The organism is Colwellia maritima, from assembly GCF_022669015.1.
GTDB lineage: Bacteria > Pseudomonadota > Gammaproteobacteria > Enterobacterales > Alteromonadaceae > Colwellia > Colwellia maritima.
This window is the reverse complement of the sequence record NZ_JAKKSL010000003.1, coordinates 17777-41652: the sequence shown is the minus strand read 5'-3', so window position 1 is coordinate 41652 and position 23876 is coordinate 17777. Positions and strand designations below refer to the sequence as shown.

The window sequence follows — 23876 nt, the reverse complement described above, 5'->3', positions numbered from 1 at the left end:
AGATTAATAGCTAGAATTACCCGTAACACTATAAAAAAATAGTACTTTTTCCAGGCCGTAATGAGTTAAGTATGAATGATAGTTCAGTAGCAATATCAGCAGTACCTGCAACCAATGAGCATAAACGCATTTTGATCATTGATGATGATCCTATTAGAAGCCAACAAATTAATACCGTTTTGGCTTTTGTAGGCGAATATTATATTCATAGCTCACAAGAAAAAGCCGCTGCTGCATTAGCCGACAGTAGTCATATACTAACCGTGATCTTGACTGGACAGGTTAATGATGAGTTAGGTGCTTTAGTAAAAAATAATCCCCGTATTCCTTTTATCTTACACGATGTGCTTGATGCGTCGGCAATAACCATTAATGTTAACGTGATAGGCACGCTTTCTACGCCATTAAACTATGCTCAACTCACTGAACTCATACATCATTGCCATCAATATCATAATAAGTTACCTAAAGCAGGAAGGAAGTTAGGTTCTAGCGTTTTATTTCGTTCATTAGTGGGTACAAGTAAGGCAATGAATAAAGTACGCTTTCTCATTGAACAGGTGGCTAAAAATCCGGCGAGCGTTTTAGTACTTGGTGAATCAGGTACGGGTAAAGAAGTGGTAGCTCGAAACATTCATAATTTATCTGACCGTGCTCAAGGAACTTTTGTTCCTGTAAATTGTGGGGCAATTCCTGCTGAATTATTAGAAAGTGAACTGTTTGGTCATGAAAAAGGTGCCTTTACTGGCGCTATTTCGACTCGTAAAGGACGTTTTGAATTAGCCGAAGGCGGAACCTTGTTTTTGGATGAAATTGGAGATATGCCACAACCCATGCAAGTTAAGTTGCTACGAGTATTACAAGAGCGAACTTTTGAAAGAGTGGGCGGAAGTAAAAGTTTAAAGGCAGATGTGCGTATTATTGCAGCAACGCATCAAAACTTAGAAGATATGATTAAAACAGGGGATTTCCGAGAAGATTTATATTATAGATTAAATGTTTTTCCCATTGAAACACCCGCATTACGAGAACGAAAAGAAGATATTCCATTATTATTAAAAGAACTTTTATCTCGTTTTGAACATGAACATGAACAAAAAAGAACAATTCGTTTTACCGATAAAGCAATAGAGTCCTTGATGGAACACTCATGGAAGGGCAATGTTAGAGAATTATCGAACCTGATAGAACGCATGTTAATTATGTATGGAGATCAAATTGTTGATGTAGCTGAGCTACCTACTAAATATCAGCATGTTGAGGCGGAAGAATATACGCCTGAATACCCAGAAGAAATACAAGAAAAAGAAGCGATTAATGAATTGTTTAGTGGCTTTGATTTTGATGACTATGATGATGACGAAGACTCTGTTGATGCTCAAGAGGAAGATAACAATACAGAATTGAGCTGTACTCCTAACAATGTTTGGTTTATTACCCCAAGATGGATTAAATTTAAAAGAGTATTTAGCAGAGTTAGAAATATCTCTTATCAATCAATCGTTAGTTAAACATGATTATGTTGTTGCTAGGGCCGCAGAAACATTAGGCATGCGTCGAACAACATTAGTAGAAAAAATGCGGAAATATAATTTACAAAAACCTTCTTGATCAGAGGAAGTTAACTAAGCGAAAGATAGTGGCATCATATAGTGTAGGGATTTAACTATCTATTACCAATACTGTATTCGCACACAGAATTTAAGACGACTAAACCAAAAGATCAATAGTAAAAGCCAATAGTTTGACAACATCAACCCCACCGAAAAGTCAATTTAACTTATTGATATAAAACGTTTAAAAATATGGCATACAAAATGCTTTAATCAACTTGAACTAAATTTTATTTGGATGTTGGTTTTATGGCACTTGCACAGCACTTTATCGCTAATAACGGTTTTAACTCGGTAAATATACCTTTGGCTAGTCATAACGTAGCAAAAAATACGTTATTGGAAAAAGAGGCTTTTCCTGGTGAGCTAGCATCATTGCGTGCACAGGTATCACAAAATCATGTATCTCAAAATCATGTAATACATCAAAAACTATTTGAAACTGATGTTAATTTTCACCAACAGCAACATCATGTAAAAGACACCAAAATGGCAGATCAGTTAATAGAAATGATGCCAACGGGTCTCGTCATGTTAGATGGTAACGGTGTTGTAGTTAAAATTAATAAAGTGGCGAGAGCCTTGTTAGATGAACCCATTTTAGGACAACCTTGGTTTAATGTGATTGCGCGTTCATTTAAACCCAGAGCAGATGATTGGCATGAGGTATCATTAAAAGATGGCCGTCGTGTAAAATTAGAAATAGCCAGTTTAGGTACACAACCCGGGCAATTGATCATGATCACTGACCTAACGGAAACGCGTTTATTACAAGACAAAGTTGGCCAAATGCAGCGACTTTCATCGTTAGGTCGTATGGTATCAACACTCGCGCATCAAATTCGTACTCCATTATCAGCAGCCATGTTATACAGCGCTAATTTATCTAATAGAAAGTTATCAGAGGTTGCACGAAGCACTTTTCAAGAAAAACTGAGTTCAAGATTACGTGATTTAGAGCAGCAAGTGAATGACATGCTGTTGTTTTCAAAAAGCGGTAATGAGCAAGTAGTGAAGTCGCTGTCAGTAAATGAATTAATAAAAGACAGTGTGCAGTCAATGGATGCACTAATTACTAAAGCTGATGCCCGTGTAAATATTCACATGACGAGTGAAGATCACTGTATTTTAGCTAATAAAAATGCGTTAACAGGCGCCTTACAGAACCTATTACATAATTCTTTACAAGCCACTGACTCTAAGTTAGTAGAGCAAGCCGCGATTAACATTCAAGTGTACAGTCAAAATGATGCTGTTTATATCAGTGTTAAAGACAATGGACCAGGGATTATCACTAAAGATATTGAGAAAATATTTGAACCTTTCTATACATCAAGTAGTAAAGGTACAGGGCTCGGCCTTGCTGTTGTTAAATCTGTGGTTGAAGCACATCAAGGGCTAGTGAAGTACTTGAGTAAGCCAGGAGAAGGGGCGCATTTTTGCTTAAAATTACCTTTGATAGCCTCAACTAGTTCCACAAATTCTAAAGTGAACAGTAAAGCTAATAAACAGGAGAAGTCACATGAGTCATCATAAAGTACTTGTTGTTGAAGATGATCTTGGTTTACGGGAGGCACTTATTGATACTCTTACGTTGGCAAATTATCAATGTATTGAAGCAGATTCAGGTGAAAGCGCAATATTGTTATTGAAAAATAATAACGTTGATATTGTGGTAAGTGATGTACAAATGGGCGGCATGTCAGGATTGTCTTTGTTAAAAAACATCAAAAACCTTTATCCCAACTTACCCGTATTATTGATGACAGCCTATGGCACGATCGATGATGCAGTACAGGCAATGCAAGACGGTGCATGTAATTATATTGCTAAACCTTTTTCTCCTGAAGTCTTGCTAAACATGGTGAGTCAATATATTCCGCTGTCAGAGGTTAAGAAAAACACCCCTATAGTTGCAGATAAAAACAGTAAAGAATTATTAAGTTTAGCGCGTAAAGTTGCTACAACTGAAGCGTCGGTTATGGTGCTTGGTCCGAGTGGTTCAGGTAAAGAAGTTCTAGCACAATACGTTCATAATAACTCACCAAGAGCACAACAACCTTTTATTGCTATTAACTGCGCAGCAATCCCAGAAAATATGCTTGAAGCAACATTATTTGGCTATGAAAAAGGCGCTTTTACAGGCGCAATCCAAGCGTGTCCAGGCAAGTTTGAACAAGCACAAGGTGGGACTATCTTGCTTGATGAAATAACTGAGATGGATTTAGGGCTACAAGCGAAGATTCTGAGGGTATTACAAGAGCGAGAAGTAGAGCGGTTAGGTGGTCGAAAAACTATCAAGCTAGATGTTCGTGTTATTGCAACCAGTAACCGTAATCTTAAAGAAGCCGTAAGCAAAGGTGATTTTAGGGAAGATCTTTATTATCGTTTAAATGTGTTTCCGTTAACTTGGTTACCTTTAGCTGAACGTCCTGATGATATTTTGCCATTAGCACAACATATGGTAGCAAGCTATTGTCAAAAAAATGGTGAAAAAATTGCCGAGTTTAATCCGTCAGCTCGAAGCAAACTTAATGCATACCATTGGCCTGGCAATGTTCGTGAACTAGACAATGTGATTCAACGAGCGTTAATACTCCATACTAACCAAGTGATTGATGCTGCTGATTTGATGATTGAAAACTTTGAAACCTCTAAGGTTAATGAAGCTGAAAGCATTGTGACGTCGGACGATAAATTAGGTAGTGAATTAAAATTACAAGAGCATCAAATAATACTTGATACATTACAAGCTTGTCATGGCAGTAGAAAAGCCGTTGCCGAACGTTTAGGTATTAGCCCGCGTACATTACGGTATAAAATCGCTAGAATGCGAGACTCAGGTATTAAAATACCAAGATAACGTGTACTAATATAACCATCACATCAGGTTAATATAACAGATACATAAGGTGATAATGTAAGTTTTATCGACTTTCATTTCACCTTTAACTCTGGCACTTGCCATTTCCCCTTCCGTTGCTTCTTAATCATTATACTCATCACTTTTTATATTTATTTTAGGTCTTGGCACCATGCTTGCAAGATCCATAGATATAGATTTTTTTATTGCTTACCAAAGAAAAAATTGACACAAGTGAGACGACTATGGATATCAATACAAATTCATTATTTGCCCAAATGCAGAGTATGTCATTACAAGCATCAGGGAATAAGTTACCTGCTGTCGGTGGTGATATGCAGGGAATTTCAGGTATTAATGCCGTTAATAGCACTAATTCATCTAGTAGTGATTTTGGCAACATCTTAACCGATGCATTAAAAACGGTTAATGAACTTCAACAAGATACGGGTGCTAAAAAAATGGCATTTGAATTAGGTGACCCTAATGTTTCTTTAGGTGAAGTCATGATCGCCTCATCCAAATCGGGTGTAGCGTTAGATGCAGCCGTGCAAGTGCGTAATAAATTTGTAGAAGCTTATAAAGAAATAATGAGCATGCCAGTCTAGTTTATATGGCCTAAATTAATTCTAACATCGTTGCTTTCAATCGCAATAGGCGAGCTATTACTCATTCAAGCGCCTTGTTACAAATGATTTATTCACATCTAAACTTGAGTCATACGTAGTAAATTAAAAATAAATAGCAGTAGTAAGCGGAGAAGTTCAGTGGCAGATACAAATTCAATGGTAGCAGCAGATGGTGGTAATTCAATGATTGCCAATGATTCTGATGATAATGCTATCGAAGAAAAAAAATCAGGCTTTGCAGCTAGCTTAGGTAATGCTGACATGTTGCGACAAATTACTCTCGTGGTTGCATTATCAATTTGTTTAGCAATTGCTGTCTTCGTTATTATCTTAGCTAATGAGCCTGAATATCGTTTTTTATCTAAACAACCAACTGAACAGTTGATTAAAACAATGGACTTTCTTGATGCCAATGAAGTGGACTACCGTCAAGAAAATAACACTATTTCAGTCCCCACTGACGAATATCAATCAGTAAAACTCTTGTTAGCGCGTGAAGGATTAACAAGTGAGCCTTCTCAAGGTGAAGATATTGTTATGAAAGACATGGGGTTCGGTGTTAGCCAACGTGTCGAGCGTGAACGTTTAAAGTATGGTAGGGAGCAACGTGTTGCTAAAACGATTGAACAATTACAAAGTATTTCACGTGCCAAAGTTTTACTTGCTATTCCCCCTGAAAATATTTTTGCTCGTAGAGAGAAAAACCCCTCTGCAACCATAGTGCTTACTTTGCAACGCGGCCGACTACTGTCTGCTGAAGAAGTTGATGCCGTTGTTGATATTGTTGCTTCCGCTGTACAAGGAATGAGTCCAAATCGTGTAACGGTGACTGATCAAAACGGACGTTTATTAAATTCAGGAAGCCAGAATTCAATTTCTTCCCGTTCACGAAATGAATTAGATATTGAACAAAAACGTGAACAAGAATACATGGAAAAAATTGATAATATTCTTATTCCTGTTGTTGGCCTAGGGAATTACACCGCACAAGTGGATGTAACAATGGATTTCACGAATGTAGAAGAAACTGCACGTCGTTATAATTCAGATTTACCTGCACTGCGTAGTGAAATGAAAGTAGAAGATAATACCATGGGTGGTGCATTAGGCGGTATTCCTGGCGCATTAAGCAATCAGCCACCACTTGAATCAAGTATTCCTGAAAATGCATTAGGCCAACAAAATAAAGCAATACCTAGCAGAAAACACAGTGAATCGACCAAAAATTATGAATTAGACGAAGCTATTAGCCATACTAAACAACAAGCAGGCGTTATTCGCCGAGTGAGTGTGTCGGTTGCCCTTGATTATGTAGATGGAATAGCTCCGCCGGCATCGACTAATGCCGATGGTGATGCCGTATCATCTGTGGCAGCCAAAGAACCACGAAATGTAACTGAAATTGCGTCAATTCGTCGATTATTACAAGGCAGTATTGGTTTCGATCTTCAGCGAGGTGATGTGCTAGAAGTGATTACTATTCCGTTTAGTCGCTCTGATTTTGGTCCTGTTGATGTAGTACCAATGTGGGAGCAACCATGGTTCTTAAAAATGTTAAAGCTCGTTATGGCTGCCTTGGTGATTATTGTTCTCATTGTAGCCGTAGTTCGTCCTATGCTGAAACGTTTAATATACCCAGACAGTACACCACAAGATTATGGCGATAAATCACTTGATAGCCATATAGATCTAGGTGATGAAACCATGGATATGCTAACCTCAGAATTTGACGCAGGCAATGTAGGCTTTGCACCTGATGGTAGTCTACAATTACCAGACCTTCACCGAGATGAAGATGTATTAAAAGCGGTTCGCGCATTAGTCGCAAATGAACCAGAATTATCGTCGCAAGTAGTTAAAAGTTGGTTGAACGAAGATGAGTGATGAAACACAAGTAGGTGGAGAACTTGCCGCCGCACCTTCTGGCTTTGATGTTAATAAATTAGAAGGCGCTGAAAAAGCTGCTATTTTATTACTAAGCTTATCAGAAGAAGATGCCGCCCAAATATTAAAGCATTTAGAGCCAAAACAAGTGCAGCAAGTGGGCACAGTAATGGCGGCAATGGAAGATTTCACACAAGAAAAAATCACCGCTGTTCATAAACAATTTATTCATGAGATTCAAAACTTTTCAACCATTGGTTTCCAAAGTGAAGATTTTGTTCGTAAAGCGTTAACGGCTGCTCTAGGCGAGGACAAAGCGGGTAATTTAATTGATCAAATTGTCATGGGTGGAGCCTCTAAAGGTTTAGATTCTTTAAAATGGATGGACTCTAAACAAGTGGCTAATATCATTCGAAATGAGCATCCGCAAATTCAAACGATTGTTCTTTCCTATTTAGCCCCTGAACAATCTGCCGAAATAATGAGTCAGTTTACAGATAAAACGCGCCTAGATTTAATGATGCGTATTGCTAACTTAGAAGAAGTGCAACCGGCAGCATTACAAGAATTAAACGAAATAATGGAAAAACAATTTGCCGGACAAGTGGCGCTCAAGCAGCCAAAATGGGTGGCTTGAAAGCAGCAGCAGATATCATGAACTATTTTGATACTAATGTTGAAGGCATATTGATGGATTCTATGCGTGAAAGCGATGAAGAAATGAGTCAGCAAATACAAGACTTAATGTTCGTGTTTGAAAACTTAGTGGATGTTGACGATCGAGGTATGCAAGCGATTCTTCGCGAAGTAGAACAAGACGCACTGATGAAAGCAATTAAAGGTGCAGATGAAGCACTTAAAGAGAAGTTCTTAGGCAATATGTCCAAACGTGCTGCAGAGATGTTAGCAGATGATCTTGAAGCCATGGGACCTGTACGTATTAGTGAAGTAGAAGCAGCGCAAAAAGAAATACTTGCCGTTGCTCGTCGATTGTCAGACGCCGGTGAAATTATGCTTGGCGGTGGCGGTGGCGACGAGTTCTTATAATTTATTTCGTAAACCGGACTTTTGTTCGACAAATTAAAAAATCAGCCTTGAGACATTAAATGAGCCAAACACCCTCACATATTATAAAAGCTAATCAATCAAAAGATTTAGATGTTTGGTCGCTCCCTAATGTGAAAGCTACAGTGAGCAAAGCGCAAGAAAACCAAACGAATGCCTTCGGCCAAAAACGCGAATGGCAATATGAACCTCCAGAAGAGGAGATCATAGAACCGGAACCACTGACCGCTCAAGAAATTGAAGAAATAAGACAAGCAGCTCACGAAGAAGGTTTTAGTCAAGGTAAAGAAGAGGGTTTTGCTAAAGGCTATGAAGAAGGCAAGGCGCAAGGTATTGAGGAAGGTACGACACAAGGTATTAAAGAAGGTACCGAGCAAGGCTTAGCGCAAGGTAAAGAAACGATTGATACGTTAAGTGAAAATTGGCAACACTTAATTGAGCAATTGAACAAACCTTTAGCCAGTGTCGAAAAAAATATTGAAGAACAGCTATTAACCTTGGTTGTTCAATTAACCGAAGCTGTTGTTTTGCAAGAAGCTAAAACTAACCCTGACATTTTAATGGCGGCGATAAATACCGGTATTAAAGCTTTACCAAGTAATGAACCGACTACCCAAATTTATCTGCACCCTGATGATATTAAACAAGTAGAACAACAATTTGGCGAGCAATTTATTAAAGAAAGTGGTTGGAAGCTATTGCCGCTCCCCAATTAACGGTTGGCAGCTGCCAGATTGAAAACAGCACATCCAATATTGATCTACAAATGAAGTCACGATTAAAGCAAGTATTGGAGTCTTTCTTGCAAGATGCTTTACATCAGTAATTTTTTTGACTTATAGCGGGAACTTATTTTGCGCTTTAATTCAATGTGTATTTGTTTAATGTTTATAGGGTAAACATGGTCGATAGCAAGCGCATTAGCGATAGATTAAAAAAAGCCAAGACTTTATTCATCCATTTAAAGAGCCTGTTCTTTGGACGTTTAGTACGCGTAGTGGGGTTAACTCTTGAAGCCGTAGGCGTCAAAGCACACATTGGTAGCCAATGTTTAGTTGAAACAAACCAAGGTGACTTATTGGCAGAAGTGGTTGGCTTTTCTCAAGATATAACCTACTTAATGCCCGAAGAAAGTTTACGAGGCGTGTTACCTGGCGCAAGGGTGCTACCTATCTCAACCAAATTGCATTTACCTTTATCAATGGATTTACTTGGACGAGTCATTAATGGTGTGGGTAAGCCACTTGATGGTAAAGGGCCAATTAAAACCGATGAAACCTATAAAATAGATAATAAACCAATTAATCCGTTATCACGCCGAGCCATAACTGAGCCATTAGACGTAGGGGTTCGTTCAATCAATAGTTTTATTACCGTCGGTAAAGGCCAACGTATGGGCTTATTTGCCGGTTCGGGGGTTGGGAAAAGTGTACTCATGGGGATGATGACGCGCGGTACCACTGCTGATGTCATTGTGGTGGGCTTAGTTGGTGAGCGGGGCAGAGAAGTAAAAGAGTTTATTGAAGAAATTTTAGGCGATGAGGGTCGGGCTCGTTCCGTTGTTGTTGCTGCACCTGCAGATAATTCGCCCTTAATGCGCTTAAAAGGCTGCGAAAGCGCCGTACAAATCAGTGAATATTTTCGTGATCAAGGGCTTAATGTTTTACTACTACTTGATTCATTAACACGTTATGCACAAGCACAACGTGAAATTGCGTTAGCGGTAGGTGAGCCACCGGCAACAAAAGGTTATCCGCCATCAGTTTTTTCAAAATTACCTCAATTAGTTGAACGTCTTGGTAACGGAGGAGAAGGACAAGGGTCGATTACCGCGTTTTATACTGTATTAACTGAAGGGGATGATCTGCAAGATCCCATTGCTGATGCGTCACGAGCCATTTTAGACGGACATATTGTTTTATCTCGAGAGCTAGCAGACGCAGGGCACTACCCGGCAGTTGATATTGAAGGTTCTATTTCAAGGGTAATGCCAATGGTAACCAGTATTGAACATCAAACTCTAGCTCGACAACTTAAACAAATATATTCACTCTATCAGCAAAATAAAGATCTCATCGCTATTGGTGCATACACCAAGGGTAACGACCCTAGAATTGATCAAGCAATCAATGTTCAACCTGTTATTAATTTCTTTTTACAGCAGCAAATTCAGGAAGTTATACCTTATGGACAAAGTATACAGCAAATGCAAGAAATTATCGCAGCGGCAACGGCTAATAGTAAACAACAAGCTACGGCATAAATCATACGACTGATAGAGCGTGCAAGCACGTTAAGGAAATAACATTATGGCGGCTAATAATAAGCAACTTGAAACCCTATTAAAGTTTGAACAAAAAAAAGAAGAACAAGCGGCCAACACATTACGAAATGCTGAACATGATTACCAACAGAATTTAAATCGCTTGCAGAGTGTGGCCGATTATCGGCTTGAATACATGAACAGGTTAAGTCAACGATCTTTGCAAGGTGTTGATAGTGCTACATATAATCATTACCACGCATTTATCAGTAAGCTTGACTATGCCTCTGAGCAAGTAAAAATTGCAATGCATCAAGCCAAAGCGTTAGTTGAACAGAGTAAACAACGCCGGATAAAGCAAAGACAAAAAGTACAAGCCGTAGAAATGTTAACGGATAAACGTAATATTGCTTTGATGAAAGTGGAAAGCAAAAAAGAGCAAAGCATGTTTGATGAAATTTCGACACAGCAGTTTTTACGCAGAATATCGCAATTTTAGTTTTTTGTTATTTTTCCTGAGGTCAAGTTATTGTCATTCATTGCTAACTAAATTGTATAAAGTTCACCGAACCTAAAGTGGAATGATTATTGCTTTGTAATATCATTAAAGAGAAAATTCTGTCCGTTTATACTTAAACTAATATCGATTTTAGCGATTGGGATTACTATGCAACAACTCAATTTTTCAACTATCTCCGGCTCTCAAAATGTCGAAGTTAAAGACAGTATAGCTGCTATTTTACCTTCGCCATTAAAAGATGAATTTTCACAGCATATTGAGTTGCATCTAGCTAAAAATAAGGATATTAGTGAAACTGAAAATAAAGAATTTGATGCGGTTATTACCCCGAAACAGACTTCCTCTGATAACAGTGAATCTAATCAAAAAATAATAAAAACTGAAAGCCAAGTTGATAACATTCAAAATAATGTTAATGCCCTTTCGGATGAGGAACTCTCGGCAAGTGACACGCAAAAAATTGCCGCAAACGGCAATGATAGTGAAATGATGACAAACGGATCACTAACAGACGAAGCGAATCAAAGTGCCAGTGAATCAGAATTATTAATGTCTTTTTTCTCAAAAGTGGATAAAACACTAACAGAACAAGGTTTAGTAGAAAAAGCGCCTGTCGACAAAATACTTATCGATAAAAATTTAACTGAAACTGCCTCAATTGTAAAAAACGTTGAGAATACCGACGTTTGAAGAGAGTGCAGAGATCCAAAAAGTAAAAGGTGAAGCACAACTATTCTTGAAATCGAGTGATTTAATCGCTGACTTATCCGGTGTAGCAAAGGCAATAAAATCGACATCAGAAACTGGATCAGCTTATTCATTTGAACAAGAGAAATTGCAAAATATACCAAAAGTCAGTGCTAGCGAAGGGAAAGAAACTCAAGATGTTAAGCCGCTGCTAACAAAACCAAGCATTGATGGTAATGCTTTGGCTAACGTTACAACAAATAATACGGATAACACGGATAACATAGATGAAACCCCCGTTGATATAAGTAATAACGCCGAAGAAAAATCTGTTGATTTAGTTCAAAATAAAGCGATCAATGCAGGCGTAACGAATACCATTGACTCTAAAACAACAAGTCAACCGGATGCAGGGTTAGCAGTGAATAAAGTGGATGACAATGCAGTAAAAGCATCGAGTCAAATCGTCGGTGATGTTGAAAAAGCGGCTAAGACACAAATCCAACAAGCACGTGAGCAAGATGACTTAATGTCAGAGCGTATTAATATTGACGTGAATCAGAAAGCTAGCATACTAAAATCTGAGGACGAAATTCAAGCAACGGCCGTAACGAAAAGTATGACATCGCAAAATATGACATCGCAAAGTATGGCGAAGAAGAATGCTAATGATGAAGTGTTGCTTGAAAACGAGTTAATAAGTGATGAAGAGCGGTTAACGACAGAGCAAAATGAAAATGTTAAAGCTGAGAAAGGCATATTAAAATCAGCTGACAAATTAATATCAGTAAACTCCAATGCTCAGCAGTCTTTTACTCAACCTGTTGTTAAAGATAAAGTTCAACATAGCGGGACAGATAGTTTGGGAGAGGCTACAGCAGAGTCTTTAGATAAAGAGGTAAATTTAAAATCGTCTGAATCGCAATTAAGCACGAAAATTGCGGAGAACCCTGTTGAGCAAAGCAAAGAGGTTGTGGGTGATAGTAAAGAGTTGAACCCTAAAGGTATGGCTAAAACCAATACTGATTTTGCCTTTAATACTAACTCGTCTGATGCAACAAACAGAGCGACATTAGCGACTCACGATAGGGTAGAACATCAAACAATAGATACGATTAACCCAATGAGCAGCACTGAGGTTGCACAAAGCCAAAAAACGAATACGCAATTACATAATGAAACGATTTCTATCTTTAGAAAAGATTTTTCTGAAGCGGTTAAAGATAAAGTTATGTTGATGATCTCACAAAAATTGCAGCAGTTTGATATTACGCTTGATCCTCCTGAGCTAGGAAATATTCATGTGAAAGTTAATTTGCAAGGAGAGCAAGCAACAGTTAATTTTATTGTGCAAAATCAACAAGCTAAAGAGGCTCTTGATCAAAATATGCAGAAGCTAAGGGATATGTTGGCAAATCAAGGTGTCGATGTTGGTGATGCAAATGTTGAACAGCAATCACAACAGTCAAATAGCAATGAAAAAGGTGATGATACAAATCATCGTTCAGTAACAAATACCGCAGAGGCGAGTGATGTACTTGAGCATACTGTGTCAGCAAGAATGATCGAATCTTCAACACGCGGGATTGATTATTATGCTTAAATTTAGACACAAATAAAAATATACTTTGTTAATTGCAGATAAATTAAGCTAAATACTGCTAAGTTGATGAAAACTCATTGGCTAGCGTGCTATTCAAGGATATAGTTTAAGAATATTTATTAAGGTTAGAATAAAGGTAACTCATGGCAGACGAAAAGGGTAAAGAAGTCGATCTAGAAATAGAAAGTGGTGGTAAAAAGAAAAAAATGCTCATTATCATCATCGCTGTTGTCATTTTACTTGCCGGTGGTGGCGGTGCGTATTTTTTCTTGATGGGAGACGATAGTGCTAACTCTACAGCCCAAACTGCTGTTGATGGTGCTGCAACTGCAGAGAGTACTCAAGCAGGTGCAGTTGAAAATGCTAAAGTAGGGTCTGCGCTTTATGTGCCAATGCCTAGACCGTTTCGTTTTAATGTGCCCGGAGCTGCACGTGATCGCTTTGTTGAAATTCGTGTACAGTTATTGGTACGTGGAGGCGACAATGAAGAAAGTGTTAAAATGAATATTCCTTTAATTGAAAGCACGTTACTCAATGTTTTTTCACAGGCAAATGCTGATGATTTAGGCACAAGTGTTGGTAAAGAAGCATTAAAGCAACAATCTTTGACGGCAGTACAATTGATAATGAAAGAACTCAAGGGTAATGATACTGTTGAACAAGTACTGTTCACAGGCTTTGTGATGCAATAAGTTTTTTAATTTAACGTGTTAAATTTAAATAGAAAAATAAAATATTAAGTTAAAAAGTTTCAACAATAGATAACGGATAAAATGTACTTTAAAACCTGTTTAATTAAGTGATGTAACTTACGTTAAAACACACTAGAGTAAACAAATTCATATAAAATATAATTAAGCTAAAAAGAGATTAATGAGTGAGTGATTTATTATCCCAAGACGAAATTGACGCGCTTTTACATGGTGTTGATGATGTTGAAGAAGAAGAAATAGTTGAGGATCCTTCCCTATTAAAGGACGGTAGTGCTGACTATGACTTTTCTTCACAGGATCGTATTGTCCGTGGCCGTATGCCAACGTTGGAGATGGTAAACGAACGATTTGCTCGGCACATGCGTATCAGCTTATTTAACATGATGCGTAGAACGGCAGAAGTATCAATAAACGGAATTCAAATGATCAAATTTGGTGAGTATATTCATACCTTATTTGTACCAACCAGTTTAAATATGGTGCGCTTTAGACCATTAAAAGGCACCGGCCTTATTACTATGGAAGCGCGCTTAGTTTTCATTTTAGTTGATAACTTTTTCGGTGGAGATGGTCGATATCATGCAAAAATAGAAGGTAGGGAGTTTACCCCAACGGAGCGTCGAATTATTCAAATGTTATTGAAATTAATATTTGAAGATTACAAAGAATCTTGGTCTCCAGTGATGGATGTATCGTTTGAATACTTGGACTCAGAAGTAAACCCATCTATGGCTAACATTGTTAGCCCAACAGAAGTCGTTGTAATAAGTTCTTTTCATATAGAGCTAGATGGTGGTGGTGGCGATTTCCATATTGCATTACCTTATTCCATGCTTGAACCTATACGTGAACTACTCGATCTTGGTGTTCAAAGTGATAAAGAAGACACAGATATGCGGTGGTCTAAAGCACTACGCGATGAAATTATGGATGTTTCTGTATCACTCAATACTAAATTTTTAGACGTGGAATTACCCTTGAGCCAGGTTATGGAATTACAAGCAGGTGATATAATTCCCATTGAAATGCCTGAACATATTACGGTGTTAATTGAAGATTTGCCTACGTTTAGAGCAAAACTAGGACGTAGTCGAGAAAACGTGGCACTAAAAATTCAAGAAAAAATTAGACGTCCAGAATCTGTTAAATCAGAATTAACTATTTTAACCAAAGGCGGCAAACGCCTTGACAGCGAAACAGAACTTGAGCTTTTAGAAGACGACTTATAACACCTAGCGTGTATAGAATATTAATCGTAAAAAATTGAAAATTGAGGCAAGCGGAATGAGTAATGACAATGATGAAGATTTAAGTATGTGGGACGAGGCGTTAGATGAACAAGCCGAAGCCTCTGCTGAAGGAGCAAGTAAAGCTGAAGCTGTTGAGCTAGAAGAGTTAACCGAGGATGAAAAACCCATTACAGGCGAAGAAAAACGTAAACTTGATGCCATACTCGACATCCCCGTCACTATTTCAATGGAAGTGGGACGTAGTAACATCAGCATCAGAAATTTATTGCAATTGAACCAAGGTTCTGTTGTTGAGTTAGACCGTGTAGCCGGTGAAGCATTAGATGTTTTAGTTAATGGAACGCTTATCGCTCATGGTGAGGTTGTTGTGGTTAATGACAAGTTTGGTATTCGTTTAACAGATGTTATCAGCCAAATAGAACGAATTAAAAAATTAAAATAATGACTAAAATTATAGCTTTCATTTGTTGCAGTTATTCTTATTTTTTAACGTCATATGCGTTTGCTCAGCAGAGTGAACCCTCAGCTATAGAGCAAGCCCCACAAGTGGGTAAGCATGTTATGGCAAATATGAATGCTAGTAGTATGATTTTATCTTTATTAATGGTGTTAGGGGTCATAATTATAAGTGCAATAGTCTTAAAACGTTTTAATTTGACCCAACAAAACTCAAGTCAATTAAAGGTTATTGCAAGCTTATCTTTAGGTGCCAAAGAACGCATCGTTGTAGTACAAATAGGCGATGAACAATTAGTTTTGGGCGTGAGTTCTCAACAAATAAACTTATTGAAAAACTTAGAAACCCCTATTGATGTTCAAGTGGGTAAGCCGTTAGCATTGTCGACGAATGTGTTATCTTTTTTGCAACAAAATAGAAATAGTAAAAACGAAACCGATACGCAAACAACAAGTAACACAACAAACAACAAATAAGAGCCTATGAAAAAAATTCTCTGGTTAGTTTTATTCACGCTAGTTGCTTCTACATTGAGTGTAGGGGTTTTTGCTGCTGATGATCTGTCTATGTCGGCATTAAAATTGACCACAAATCCTGATGGTTCACAAGAATACTCGGTAACATTACAAATTTTGATGTTTATGACAGCGCTCAGTTTTATACCTGCCGCTGTGATCATGATGACCTCTTTTACTCGTATAGTGGTGGTTATGGCAATATTACGTCAAGCCTTTGGTTTACAACAAACGCCATCGAATCAAGTCATTATAGGGCTAACGCTTTTTATGACATTGTTCATAATGACCCCTGTGTATAATCAAATTAATGAAGTGGCTATCGGCCTTACTTATCCGATCAATTAACGTCAGTTGAAGCCATTGATAAAGGTAAAGTACCATTGCGAGCATTTATGCTTGAACAAACAAGATTAAAAGATTTAGATACGTTAGCTTCTATGGCAGGTCTTGAGACTGTAGATAAACCAACTGATTTACCAATGACTGTCATTATACCTGCTTTTATTATTAGTGAGTTGAAAACAGCTTTTCAAATAGGTTTTATATTATTTATTCCTTTTTTGATTATAGATTTAGTCGTTGCGAGTATTTTAATGGCCATGGGGATGATGATGTTATCGCCCATGATCGTGTCTCTCCCCTTTAAACTCATGTTATTTGTATTGGTTGATGGTTGGAATTTAGTCATTGGTACAATTGCAACCAGTTATGGTTTAGGCACTTAGTTTTTTACTACCTCAATAAAAGTAAAGAAGAGAACATAAGATGGGACCAGAAGTCTTTGTAGACATATTAAGAGATGCTTTATTACTAGTGATTATGCTAGTAAGCGCTGTGATCTTACCCAGTTTATTTGTTGGCTTGCTTGTGGCTATTTTTCAGGCGGCAACGTCAATTAATGAACAAACCTTGAGCTTTTTGCCTCGTCTTATCGTCACTTTACTGGCACTTGTTTATGGTGGTCACTGGGGGGTACAAAAGCTAATGGATTACACCTTTAGGTTAGTCGCTAGTATTCCGAGTGTTGTCAGCTAATGGAATTTACTGAGTCAGTTGTTAATCAATATCTGGCTGATTTTATTTTGCCCTTTACTCGTATTTCTGCGTTAGTGATGATGATGATTGGTTTTGGCGCACGGACTATCCCGACGCGTATTAAACTTTTTTTATGTGTCACGTTAACATTGGCTATTATGCCGACCATTCCACCAACGAAAGTTGAACAATTACTTTCTTTTACTACTTTTTTAATGATTGCTCAGCAAACACTCATTGGTATTAGCTTAGGCTTTATCACTGTGATGGTTATTAATACTTTTACTTTAGCGGGTCAAATCATTGCGATGCAATCAGGGTTGGGCTTTGCATCATTGGTTGATCCCGCTAGCGGCATGAATGTTCCCGCGGTAGGTCAATTTTTCTTAATACTATCCACCTTGCTCTTTTGGACTATGGATGGCCATTTAGCGTATTTACAATTTATTGTCGCCAGTTTTGATACGCTGCCTATTGGCAATGAACATTTTGCTAGTATTAAGTACAAAGAAATTGTTTTATGGGGCGGTCGATGTTTGCAACCGCTTTGTCGCTTGCTTTAGCGCCATTAACGGCGATGCTATTAATTAACTTTTCTTTTGGGGTGATGACACGAGCAGCTCCTCAGCTTAATATATTTGCCATAGGTTTTCCTATTACAATGATGGGCGGCTTATTAATTATGTGGTTAACCTTTGGTAATTTTCTCACTCATTTTGAGCTACAGTGGCAACGAGCGCTTGATTTTAGTTGTTACCTAATTGATTGTTCAGCAACGTAACTTGGACATAATGTCTTAAAGGAAATAATTTATGGCTGAGTCAGACAGTGGTGAAAAAACAGAAGAACCCACGGCAAAAAAACTCTCTGACGCCCGTAAAAAGGGTCAAATAGCACGTTCTAAAGATTTAGGTACCATGTTTGTATTAGTGGGAAGTGCTCTCGCTATGATGTTAATGGGTAATGCTTTGGTTAGTGCATTGGCGACAACAATGAAGCGCATGTTTTCAATAAGTCGAAAAGAAGCGATGGATGTACATGCTATGTCAAACATCATCTTTAGTGGTATTGGTCATGTTGTTTTTCCCATGCTTGCCATTTTCGCTATTATTATTATTGCGGCATTTATTGGTAACACTATCTTTGGGGGGCATGGCGTTTTCTTGGGAAGCTATGGCACCAAAAGCAAGCCGGTTATCGCCGTTTGCAGGTTTTAAACGCATGTTTGGCGTGCAAGCCGTTGTCGAATTACTAAAATCAATTTTAAAATTTTTTGTTGTATTTATTGTTGCTTTCTTATTACTTGATGGACTTTTTGATCAAATTTTAGGCTTAAGCTTAGAAGCAATCCCATTAAATTTTGGTCATGCTGTTAACATGTTGTTATGGATGTTTTTAGCATTGGCACTGTCAATTGGCATTATTGTGGCGATTGATGCGCCATATCAAGTGTGGAATCACACACGCCAATTAAAAATGACAAAACAAGAAATTAAAGACGAATTTAAAAATACTGAGGGTAATCCTGAAATTAAAGGGCGCATAAAGCAAACACAATACGAAATGTCGCAAAGAAGAATGATGGGGGAAGTGCCAAATGCAGATGTCGTTATCACTAACCCTACCCACTACAGTGTTGCATTAAAATATGATGCAAATGTTGGTGGGGCACCCATACTTGTCGCCAAAGGACTAGATGAAATGGCTATGCATATTCGTACTATTGCAAAAGAACATAAAGTTGAAATTATTCAATCACCAAGCATTAGCACGTTCATTGTACTATACTGCAGAAGTTAACCAAGACATTCCTGAAGAATTATATGCCGCTGTAGCACAAGTACTTGCCTTTATTTTTCAACTTAATGAGCATAAAAAAGGTCGTGCTAAAAGGCCAATACCTGTTGCTAAAAACCTCCCCATTCCAGATGAATTTAAATACTAAAGTATTTATTTTTCCCTGTTGGTATACCTTTTGCTAAATCATAATTAGCGTCAAAAAATTATCATTAAGAGCAAGCTGTATCCAATGCAATTAACTGCCTATTTAAATCAAATAAATAAGAAAAACCTATCCCAAATATCGGGACTTGGTACACCGCTATTAGTAATGGCTGCTTTAGGTATGGTTATTTTACCTATGCCGGCATGGCTGCTTGATGTGTTATTTTCCTTTAATATCGCCTTATCATTAGTCGTATTACTCATAACTGTCTATACCCTTAAACCATTAGAGTTTGGTTCATTTCCTGCCGTTATTCTAATCGCAACTATTTTACGATTAGCGCTAAACGTTGCCAGTACTCGGGTAGTTTTACTTGAAGGACATGAAGGCACTGATGCGGCAGGTAAAGTGATTGAAGCCTTTGGCTCTGTGGTGATCGGTGGTAACTACGCGGTAGGTTTGGTGGTATTTTTGATCTTAATTATTATCAACTTTGTTGTGGTTACCAAAGGGGCAGGACGTATTGCGGAAGTAACAGCACGTTTTACTCTTGATGCTATGCCGGGCAAGCAAATGGCGATTGATGCGGATTTAAACGCAGGCTTTATAAATGCTGAACAAGCAAGAGAGCGCCGTATTGAAGTAACCAGTGAAGCTGATTTTTATGGCTCTATGGATGGTGCCAGTAAATTTGTTAAAGGCGATGCTATTGCCGGTATTTTGATTTTATTTATTAACATCATCGGCGGCTTAGTGATTGGTATGGTGCAACACGACCTTAGTTTTGATAGCGCGGTTGAGATTTATACCCTGCTCACCATTGGTGACGGTTTAGTGGCACAAATCCCAGGTTTATTATTATCTGTTGCGACGGCGATTGTTGTTACACGCCAAAATACCTCTCAAGACATGGGAGATCAAGTTAGTAGTCAATTAGGACAAGCCAAGTCACTTTATATTGCTGCTTGGCGTTATGTTTGTCATGGGGGTGATACCTGGCATGCCTCATTTTGCTTTTTTACTTTTTGCTGTAGGCATTAGTGCAGTAGCATATTTTGGTGGTAAACATAAAATTACCAAAGCAATGACATTAGAAAAAATAGCAGAAGAAGAGCAAGTACAAACTCAACAAAAAGAAGAGGAAGTGAAAGAATTAGATTGGGATGACGTTCACCATGTTGATGTTATTGGGTTGGAGATTGGCTACCGATTGATTCCATTAGTTGATAAAGCACAAGGTGGAGAGTTACTAAGTCGAATCAAAGGCGTGCGTAAAAAACTATCCCAAGAGTTTGGTTTTTTAGTACCACCAGTACATATTCGTGACAACTTAGATTTAGATCCCAATAGTTACCAAATATCGTTAATGGGGGTCACCATTGGCAGTGCAGAAATACGTCACGATCAAGCATTAGCGATTAACCCAGGCCAGGTGTTTGGCAAACTTGATGGTGTAGCAACAAAAGATCCGGCCTTTGGCTTAGATGCCGTTTGGATTAACCAAAGTCAACGCGAGCAGGCACAAACATTAGGGTATACCGTTGTTGATTCAGCGACTGTATTGGCAACCCATTTAAGTCAAATACTAACCAATAATGCCTCACAATTATTAGGCCATGAAGAAGTTCAAAATTTACTCGATATGCTAGCCAAAACTTACCCCAAACTTGTGGAGGGTTTTATTCCCGATACATTATCGCCGGTACTGTTGTTAAAGTTTTGCAAAGCTTAATGAACGAAGGTGTTGCTGTACGTGATATGCGCTCAATTATACAAACCTTGGTTGAATATGGACCTAAGAGTCAAGATGCGGAAGTATTAACGGCAGCAGTGAGAATTAGTCTACGAAAATTCATTATTCAAGACCTTGTTGGACCAACTTATGAAGTACCTGTCATAACCTTGGCACCAGAGTTGGAACAAATGTTGCACCAGTCAATGCAGATGGTATCGGAGATGATGGTGCAGGCATTGAACCAGGCTTAGCAGAACGATTACAAAAGTCACTGACAGAAGGCGCTCAGAAGCAAGAATTAGCAGGTGATACGCCTATTTTATTAACGTCAGGAATTTTACGCTCTGTGTTAGCTAAGTTTGTAAAATATACCATTCCGGGTTTACGGGTTATCTCGTACCAAGAAATACCAGACGACAAACAAATTAAAATTGTCAGCGCTATTGGGCAATAAAGTAATGAGTATGAAAAGTAACAAGTAAATAATGTAACGAGAAGAAAGCAGCGTATGACATTACGTTATTTCAAACATCATCTTGTTAACATTAACTTGAAACTATATGAGGAGTTCACTGTGAAGATTAGACGTTTTGTTGGCAAAGATATGCGTAGCGCATTAGCCCAAATAAAAGATGAATTAGGTGTAGATGCCGTTATTATGTCTAATAAAAAAATACCTGAAGGTGTCGAATTAATGGCAGCGGTTGACTATAACCAACCAACCCGGAGTAGCTTCGAAAGAAAACGACGCACATCGTCAAAATAGTCAACAAAACCGTGAAGTAACAAATGATACGGTAAGTATTACTCATTCTTCATCAATACCACCGAAGACAGCATCTGGTGCGCAAGAACAACAAAGCACAGAAACCAATGCTTCAGCGCCTGCAGATAGCTTATCAGCTTTATTAAATAGACAAGTTCAGCATCAACCAAATATAAATGGTTCGTCGAATAATATGAACGATGCTAATGATGCATTACCACGTAATTCAGCACAAGAAAACGCAGAGCAGATGCATCAAGCTACAATTCAAGATGAAAATATTGAAGATCAGTTGCGTAGTTTTACAGAACGTTTACGTCACTCAAAGCCTGATGGAACAATCCTAGCACCAGAAACAGTTAATACAAACAATGATGAGCAACATGACGGTCATACATCTCTTGAAGCGGAGCATATGGCAATTAAAATGCAATCACAGCACTCAACAACGCAACAAACAGAACAAAACGGTTTTGCGAACCAACAAAATTTTGATAAAATGCAAGAAGAAATGGCATCGATAAGAAAATTATTAGAACATCAGGTGTCGGGTCTTATGTGGCAAGAAATGGCTCAAAAAGAACCCCAACGGGCAGTTTTAGTTAATCGTTTATTAGGTTTAGGGTTAAATGATCAAATAGCAGACCAAATAGCGGGTTATGTGCCAAGTCAGTACAGCGATACAGAAGCATGGCAACAAGCAACCAAATTAATAGGTGAACAACTTAATACTACTCAGAATGACATTATTCATCGCGGTGGTGTGGTCGCTTTAGTTGGACCTACAGGTGTAGGCAAAACAACAACAATTGCCAAACTTGCAGCACGATTTGCCCAAGTACATGGAAATGAACATGTTGCCTTGATTTCAACGGATACCTTTCGTATCGCAGGTTTTGAACAACTGGCAACGTACGGAAAAATTATTGGTTGCCAAGTAAAACTAGCAAAAGACAGCCAAGCATTAGATTTATTACTTGAACAATTTGCTAAAAAGAAACTCGTGTTAATTGATACGGCAGGCATGGGGCAAAGAGATATCCGTTTAGCTGAAAATTTAGCTAACCTAGTTTCCAATACTCGCGTTAGAATAAGAAATTATTTAGTATTAGCAGCGAACAGCCAACAACAGGTTATGCAAGAAAATGTTGATCGCTTTAAAAAAGTACCACTGTCGGGTTGTATTTATACTAAACTTGATGAAAGCGTCAGTATTGGTGAAATAATTACAACTTCAATTCAAAATGGCTTACCAATAGGTTATCTTACTGATGGACAGAGAGTTCCTGAAGATATTAAAGTTGCAAATGTTGAAAAATTAGTTACGCTTGCTGATAAAATGGCGGCAAAGCATAATGTAGCCTATGCTCAACGAACAGCTAGGCCTATGCCAGTAGCTCAGGCCATGGCTGTATAACGGTATTTTCGTTGACGTGTTTTAATAAACTATGCATTAATACAAGCAGTAATATAAGAGTAAAAAATGTCAGATCAAGCGAGCGGCTTAAGAAAAATGCAAGACTTAAAAAAAGTTAAAGTAGTAGCAGTTTCTGGTGGTAAAGGCGGTGTTGGTAAAACCAACGTCTCATTAAACACAGCTATTGCTCTTGGTCAGCAAGGTAAACGAGTTTTAGTGTTAGATGCCGACTTAGGATTAGCCAATGTAGATGTTATGTTAGGATTACGAGTTAAACGTAATCTTTCCCATGTATTATCAGGAGAATGCGAACTTGATGATATTATTATAACAGGTCCAGGCAATATAAAAATTATACCGACCTCGGGTTCTCAATCAATGGTTGATTTAACGCCTGCGGAGCATGCTTGGATTAATTCGTGCTTTTAGTGAAATGAAAACTCAATTCGATGTACTTATTGTTGATACTGCTGCCGGTATTTCTGATATGGTCTTAAGCTTCACACGTGCAGCACAAGATGTCATGCTAGTGGTGTGTGATGAACCAACATCGATTACAGACTGTTATGCTTTAATGAAGCTTCTTAGTCGAGATCACAATGTTTTCAAATTTAAAGTTGTCGCTAATATGGTTCGTAGCCCTAGAGAAGGACAGCAATTATTTGCAAAATTGACGAAAGTTACCGATAGGTTTTTAGATGTCGCACTTGAATTGGTTGCCGTAATTCCCTTTGATGAAAATATCCGCAAATCGGTACGCAAACAACAAGCTATCGTTGAAGCCTTTCCCAATTCTCCTGCAGCAATAGCCTTTAAAAACTTAGCTAAGAATGTCAGCAGTTGGCCTATACCACATCAAGCTTCAGGTCACTTGGAATTTTTTATTGAACAATTACTTGATTACTAACTTTTA

At 38.1% G+C, this 23876-nt stretch carries 15 protein-coding genes and 8 pseudogenes; all 23 read left to right on the top strand.

Annotated elements, in window-relative coordinates:
- Positions 1-71: 71 nt before the first annotated feature.
- Positions 72-1611, top strand: a pseudogene (locus L3081_RS15980) (sigma-54 interaction domain-containing protein).
- Positions 1612-1862: 251 nt separating this feature from the next.
- The gene (locus L3081_RS15975) at positions 1863-3149 is read left to right on the top strand and encodes a sensor histidine kinase (protein ID WP_242287096.1); all 1287 of its coding nucleotides are present in this window, start codon (positions 1863-1865) and stop codon (positions 3147-3149) included.
- Complete coding sequence (locus tag L3081_RS15970; RefSeq protein WP_242287095.1) at positions 3136-4476, top strand: sigma-54-dependent transcriptional regulator; 1341 nt, start codon at positions 3136-3138, stop codon at positions 4474-4476. Before L3081_RS15975 ends, L3081_RS15970 begins: the two co-directional genes overlap by 14 nt.
- A 245-nt stretch (positions 4477-4721) precedes the next feature.
- Positions 4722-5084 (top strand): flagellar hook-basal body complex protein FliE, encoded by a 363-nt coding sequence (fliE, locus tag L3081_RS15965; RefSeq protein ID WP_242287094.1) that lies wholly within the window; start codon positions 4722-4724, stop codon positions 5082-5084.
- A 159-nt stretch (positions 5085-5243) separates the two neighbouring features.
- On the top strand, positions 5244-6989 hold the full coding sequence (gene fliF, locus L3081_RS15960) for a flagellar basal-body MS-ring/collar protein FliF (RefSeq protein ID WP_420839749.1): 1746 nt from the start codon (positions 5244-5246) through the stop codon (positions 6987-6989).
- Positions 6982-8036 (top strand): annotated as a pseudogene (gene fliG, locus L3081_RS15955) (flagellar motor switch protein FliG). The gene fliF and the pseudogene fliG overlap by 8 nt, the downstream one beginning before the upstream one ends.
- A gap of 59 nt (positions 8037-8095) precedes the next feature.
- On the top strand, positions 8096-8770 hold the full coding sequence (fliH, locus tag L3081_RS15950; RefSeq protein WP_242287093.1) for a flagellar assembly protein FliH: 675 nt from the start codon (positions 8096-8098) through the stop codon (positions 8768-8770).
- A gap of 185 nt (positions 8771-8955) precedes the next feature.
- On the top strand, positions 8956-10317 hold the full coding sequence (fliI, locus tag L3081_RS15945; RefSeq protein ID WP_242287092.1) for a flagellar protein export ATPase FliI: 1362 nt from the start codon (positions 8956-8958) through the stop codon (positions 10315-10317).
- Positions 10318-10363: 46 nt separating this feature from the next.
- Positions 10364-10816 carry a flagellar export protein FliJ gene (fliJ, locus tag L3081_RS15940; RefSeq protein ID WP_242287091.1) on the top strand — a complete coding sequence of 151 codons (453 nt, stop codon included), beginning with the start codon at positions 10364-10366 and terminating at the stop codon, positions 10814-10816.
- Between the two features lie 168 nt (positions 10817-10984).
- The gene (locus tag L3081_RS15935; RefSeq protein ID WP_242287090.1) at positions 10985-11527 is read left to right on the top strand and encodes a hypothetical protein; all 543 of its coding nucleotides are present in this window, start codon (positions 10985-10987) and stop codon (positions 11525-11527) included.
- Entirely contained in the window at positions 11508-13127 is a 1620-nt protein-coding gene (locus L3081_RS15930; RefSeq protein WP_242287089.1) for a flagellar hook-length control protein FliK, read from the top strand. The genes L3081_RS15935 and L3081_RS15930 overlap by 20 nt, the downstream gene beginning before the upstream one ends.
- A gap of 143 nt (positions 13128-13270) precedes the next feature.
- A complete protein-coding gene (gene fliL, locus L3081_RS15925; protein ID WP_242287088.1) occupies positions 13271-13819 on the top strand; it encodes a flagellar basal body-associated protein FliL in 549 nt (182 codons plus the stop codon).
- Between the two features lie 185 nt (positions 13820-14004).
- The gene (gene fliM, locus L3081_RS15920) at positions 14005-15069 is read left to right on the top strand and encodes a flagellar motor switch protein FliM (protein ID WP_242287087.1); all 1065 of its coding nucleotides are present in this window, start codon (positions 14005-14007) and stop codon (positions 15067-15069) included.
- A gap of 55 nt (positions 15070-15124) precedes the next feature.
- Positions 15125-15532, top strand: coding sequence for a flagellar motor switch protein FliN (gene fliN, locus L3081_RS15915; protein ID WP_242287086.1), 408 nt, complete (start codon positions 15125-15127; stop codon positions 15530-15532).
- The gene (fliO, locus tag L3081_RS15910; RefSeq protein WP_242287085.1) at positions 15532-16023 is read left to right on the top strand and encodes a flagellar biosynthetic protein FliO; all 492 of its coding nucleotides are present in this window, start codon (positions 15532-15534) and stop codon (positions 16021-16023) included. Before fliN ends, fliO begins: the two co-directional genes overlap by 1 nt.
- A 6-nt stretch (positions 16024-16029) precedes the next feature.
- A pseudogene (gene fliP / locus L3081_RS15905) lies at positions 16030-16790 on the top strand (flagellar type III secretion system pore protein FliP).
- 40 nt (positions 16791-16830) lie between these two features.
- Positions 16831-17100, top strand: coding sequence for a flagellar biosynthesis protein FliQ (gene fliQ, locus L3081_RS15900; RefSeq protein ID WP_242287084.1), 270 nt, complete (start codon positions 16831-16833; stop codon positions 17098-17100).
- Positions 17100-17881 (top strand): annotated as a pseudogene (gene fliR / locus L3081_RS15895) (flagellar biosynthetic protein FliR). The gene fliQ and the pseudogene fliR overlap by 1 nt, the downstream one beginning before the upstream one ends.
- A gap of 31 nt (positions 17882-17912) precedes the next feature.
- Positions 17913-19045 (top strand): annotated as a pseudogene (gene flhB, locus L3081_RS29175) (flagellar biosynthesis protein FlhB).
- 84 nt (positions 19046-19129) lie between these two features.
- Positions 19130-21234 (top strand): annotated as a pseudogene (flhA, locus tag L3081_RS15875) (flagellar biosynthesis protein FlhA).
- A 120-nt stretch (positions 21235-21354) separates the two neighbouring features.
- Positions 21355-21501, top strand: a pseudogene (locus L3081_RS29420) (flagellar biosynthesis protein FlhF); the annotation flags it as partial.
- On the top strand, positions 21485-22963 hold the full coding sequence (gene flhF / locus L3081_RS15870; protein WP_476728556.1) for a flagellar biosynthesis GTPase FlhF: 1479 nt from the start codon (positions 21485-21487) through the stop codon (positions 22961-22963). The pseudogene L3081_RS29420 and the gene flhF, both read left to right, overlap by 17 nt.
- Positions 22964-23029: 66 nt before the next feature.
- Positions 23030-23870, top strand: a pseudogene (locus tag L3081_RS15865) (MinD/ParA family protein).
- The last annotated feature ends 6 nt before the right edge of the window (positions 23871-23876 follow it).

What these genes read in the sequence shown, in the direction of transcription:
- L3081_RS15975 (WP_242287096.1), top strand. Translation starts at nt 1,863, where the DNA reads ATGGCACTTGCACAGCACTTTATCGCTAATAACGGTTTTAACTCGGTA.
- L3081_RS15970 (WP_242287095.1), top strand. Translation starts at nt 3,136, where the DNA reads ATGAGTCATCATAAAGTACTTGTTGTTGAAGATGATCTTGGTTTACGG.
- fliE (WP_242287094.1), top strand. Translation starts at nt 4,722, where the DNA reads ATGGATATCAATACAAATTCATTATTTGCCCAAATGCAGAGTATGTCA.
- fliH (WP_242287093.1), top strand. Translation starts at nt 8,096, where the DNA reads ATGAGCCAAACACCCTCACATATTATAAAAGCTAATCAATCAAAAGAT.
- fliI (WP_242287092.1), top strand. Translation starts at nt 8,956, where the DNA reads ATGGTCGATAGCAAGCGCATTAGCGATAGATTAAAAAAAGCCAAGACT.
- fliJ (WP_242287091.1), top strand. Translation starts at nt 10,364, where the DNA reads ATGGCGGCTAATAATAAGCAACTTGAAACCCTATTAAAGTTTGAACAA.
- L3081_RS15935 (WP_242287090.1), top strand. Translation starts at nt 10,985, where the DNA reads ATGCAACAACTCAATTTTTCAACTATCTCCGGCTCTCAAAATGTCGAA.
- fliL (WP_242287088.1), top strand. Translation starts at nt 13,271, where the DNA reads ATGGCAGACGAAAAGGGTAAAGAAGTCGATCTAGAAATAGAAAGTGGT.
- fliN (WP_242287086.1), top strand. Translation starts at nt 15,125, where the DNA reads ATGAGTAATGACAATGATGAAGATTTAAGTATGTGGGACGAGGCGTTA.
- fliO (WP_242287085.1), top strand. Translation starts at nt 15,532, where the DNA reads ATGACTAAAATTATAGCTTTCATTTGTTGCAGTTATTCTTATTTTTTA.
- fliQ (WP_242287084.1), top strand. Translation starts at nt 16,831, where the DNA reads ATGGGACCAGAAGTCTTTGTAGACATATTAAGAGATGCTTTATTACTA.